The organism is Rhizobacter sp. P2_H2 (assembly GCF_056403375.1).
Genome location: NZ_JBFUFP010000707.1, coordinates 1 through 2,916, shown reverse-complemented (window position 1 = coordinate 2,916; position 2,916 = coordinate 1). Strand labels below are relative to the sequence as shown.

At 73.0% G+C, this 2,916-nt stretch carries 3 protein-coding genes and 1 pseudogene; all 4 read right to left on the bottom strand.

The window, feature by feature from the left end:
• Positions 1-988: UDP-N-acetylglucosamine 1-carboxyvinyltransferase (locus AC1D15_RS25035; RefSeq protein WP_477828105.1), on the bottom strand; the 988-nt coding region annotated here is incomplete at its 3' end.
• Between the two features lie 99 nt (positions 989-1,087).
• The gene (locus AC1D15_RS25030) at positions 1,088-1,321 is read right to left on the bottom strand and encodes a DUF2630 family protein (protein WP_465111215.1); all 234 of its coding nucleotides are present in this window, start codon (positions 1,319-1,321) and stop codon (positions 1,088-1,090) included.
• A gap of 47 nt (positions 1,322-1,368) precedes the next feature.
• Entirely contained in the window at positions 1,369-2,058 is a 690-nt protein-coding gene (locus AC1D15_RS25025) for a general secretion pathway protein GspB (RefSeq protein WP_477828104.1), read from the bottom strand.
• A gap of 11 nt (positions 2,059-2,069) precedes the next feature.
• Positions 2,070-2,916 (bottom strand): annotated as a pseudogene (locus AC1D15_RS25020) (peptidoglycan-binding protein); the annotation flags it as partial.

The window sequence follows — 2,916 nt, the reverse complement described above, 5'->3', positions numbered from 1 at the left end:
GCGCGCGCGTGCCGAGCGCGATGAAGATCGGCAGCAGGTCGACCGGCAGGTAGGGCCAGGGCGCGGCCTCGATCTTCGGCAGCATGTTCTGCGTGAACGGCTCGGCCACCCGCAACGGGCCGTCGACGACGGTGCGCGACCAGCCGCCCTCGTGCAGCACCCGCACGCCCAGCTTCGCGAACGTGCGGTCGATCAGCGGGAACTGGTGCGCGGCGGTGTTGCGCACCCGCACGTCGCCGCCGGTGATCGCGCCGAGCGCGAGGAAGGTGACCACCTCGTGGAAGTCGTCGGCGAAGCTGTAGTCGGTGCCGCCGAGCGCGTCGACGCCGTGGATCGTCAGTCGCGAGGTGCCGCAGCCCTCGATGCGCGCGCCGAGCTGGCGCATGAACTCGCAGAACTCCTGCACGTGCGGCTCGGAGGCCGCGTTCATCAGCGTCGCGCTGCCCTCGGCGAGCGCCGCGCACAGCACGAAGTTCTCGGTGGTGGTGACCGACGCGTAGTCGAGCCAGTGGTCGGCCGCGCGCAGCGGGCCGTCGCTGCGCACGATCAGCGCGTCGGGCCGGCGCTCGACGCGCGCGCCGAAGCGCTGCAGCACCTCGACGTGCGGATCGATCTCGCGCACGCCCAGCGTGCAACCCTGCACGTCGCTCTCGATGCGTGCGACGCCGAAGCGCGCCAGCAGCGGCGGCACCAGCATGATCGACGAGCGCATCTCCTGCGGCAGGCGGTGCACGGTCTCGTCGAAGTTCGTGCTGYGGTGGTGCAGGTCGAGCACGCCGGTCTTGAAGTCGACCTCGACGCGGCTGCCGAGCGAGCGGAACACGTCGAGGATCTTGCGCACGTCGGTGATGTCGGGCACGCGGCGCAGGCGCACCGGCTGTCGCGTCAGCAGCGTCGCGCACAGGATCGGCAGCACCGCGTTCTTGTTGGCCGACGGGACGAGGCGGCCCGCAAGAGGCTGGCCGCCGTGGACGATGAGGTGGGACATGGACAGTGCGCGAGGCGCGCGGTGGTGGGCACCGGCGCACTGTCCGCGGCGTCGTCGAACGCCGGATGAAGCCTGTGTGAAGTGACGAGGGCCCTGGTGTCAGCCTTCGTAGCCTTCGACCGTTTTCTCGTCGCGCACCTTCGCGCTGGAGGGGTCTTCGCCGAACTCGCGCTTGGCGCGCCGCTGCCGCAGCAGGTCCCAGCACTGGTCGAGCTGGTGCTCGATGTGGCGGATGCGCTCGGCGTTCTGGCCGGGCGCGGCCGTGCCGTCGCGCAGTTGCTGTTCCTCGTCGACGAGGGCGCTGATGTGCTCGAGGATCGATTTGTCGCTCATGGCCGTTCTCTCCTGCAGTGGCGGATGCGGCGCAGCGTACGCCGGAATCAGTAGCCGACGCTGTAGCGGTAGTTCTTGTAGCGCAGCACGGCCGACTTGAGCCGGATCTGCTCCAGGTGCACGTTGGGCGCGATGATGTCGCCCTCGTGGTAGAGCTGGCCGTTGACGATCAGCATGCGGCTCGCGCGGCTCGACGAGTAGGTCGCGCCGCTGATGGCCAGCGTGGGCAGTTCGCGGCGCACGTCGGCGGGCAACTCGTTCAGCGGCACGGCCGGCGTCTCGTCGGCGGCCGGCGTGGTGGTGCGCGCAGGTTCGCGCCTGGCGGGCACGGGCTTGCGCTGCGCCTTCTCCGGCGCCGCGGCCGTGCGAGTTGCGGCAGGTGCAGGAGCCGGCGCCGCGACCGGTTCCGGGCTCGGTGCCGGGGCGGGGGCCGCAGCAGGAGCGGGGGCCATCGCGACGGGCGCCGGGGGAGGAGGCGGCGGCGCCGGCTGCGGAGGCGGCGGTGCCGAGACGATCACCTCGATCGGCTTGTCGCGCCCGAACGCCATCCAGGCGAACACGACGATCAGTGCCAGCCCGAGCAGCGACGCGACAAAACCCCAGCGCATGCCGCCGCGGCCGTCCGGCAGGTCGTCGTCATCGGGCGTGGCGGTGGCCGTCTGGGCATGCAGCCCGGGCACGCGGCCGCGCTCGCGTTCGGAATCGGCGCGCCGCAAGGCATCGAGGATGTAGGACATCGCTGTGCCTCTCAGTGGGTGAGGCCGGCATCGGCCTGCAGGCGCGGCTCGTCGACGCCGGCGGCGCGGTTGAGCTGCATGAAGGTGGTCGGGCCGGCCACGCCGTCGGCGGTCAGGCCCCAGGCGACCTGGAAGCTCGCAAGGCGCGATTTCAGCGCGGCGTTGAACGGCTGCGCGGCGGCCGGCGCGCTCGCGCCGTCGGCCCGTGCGACCAGCCCGGCCAGTGCGTCGACCGCCGGCCCGCTGTGGCCTTCGCTCAGCGCCGACTGGTAGCCCGCGGGCGCGCGCCAGAAGGTGGCGAAGTCGCCGCGCCACACCTTGGCCAGCGACAGCAGCGACACCGTCTGCGAGACGCCGCCGGCGCGCAGCGTGGCGGTCTGCGGCGTGAGGCCGGTCAGCAGCACGAAGACCGACTGGCCGGCGTCGTCGCGCAGCAGCAGGATGCCCGGCCGGCTCAGCTGGCGGATCAGCGCCAGCGTCGCCACCGTGCGGAAGCACAGCAGGTCCTGCTGCTGCGCGCTGGTGCAGGGGTCGGCCAGGTCGGCGGCGAGCTTCCAGGCCGGGGCCAGCTCGCGCCAGGCCTCCTTCTCGGTGCGCCAGGCGGTCTTCAGGCCGTCGCGCAGGTCGAGCGACACCGCGCTGGCCGGCGGCGCGGCCGGGGTCGCAGCCGATGCGGCGGCCACCGATGGCCGGGCCTTGTCCGGCGAACTGGCGGCCGAGGCCGGGAAATGTGAGGCCGGGAACTGCGACGCCTGCGCATCCGGGTTGCCGCCGGACGGCCGCCCGAGCCGCCCGTCGACCGCCCAGGCCACCATGCCCAGCAGCGCCGCGGCGCCGGCCGCACCCAGCCCCCAGCGC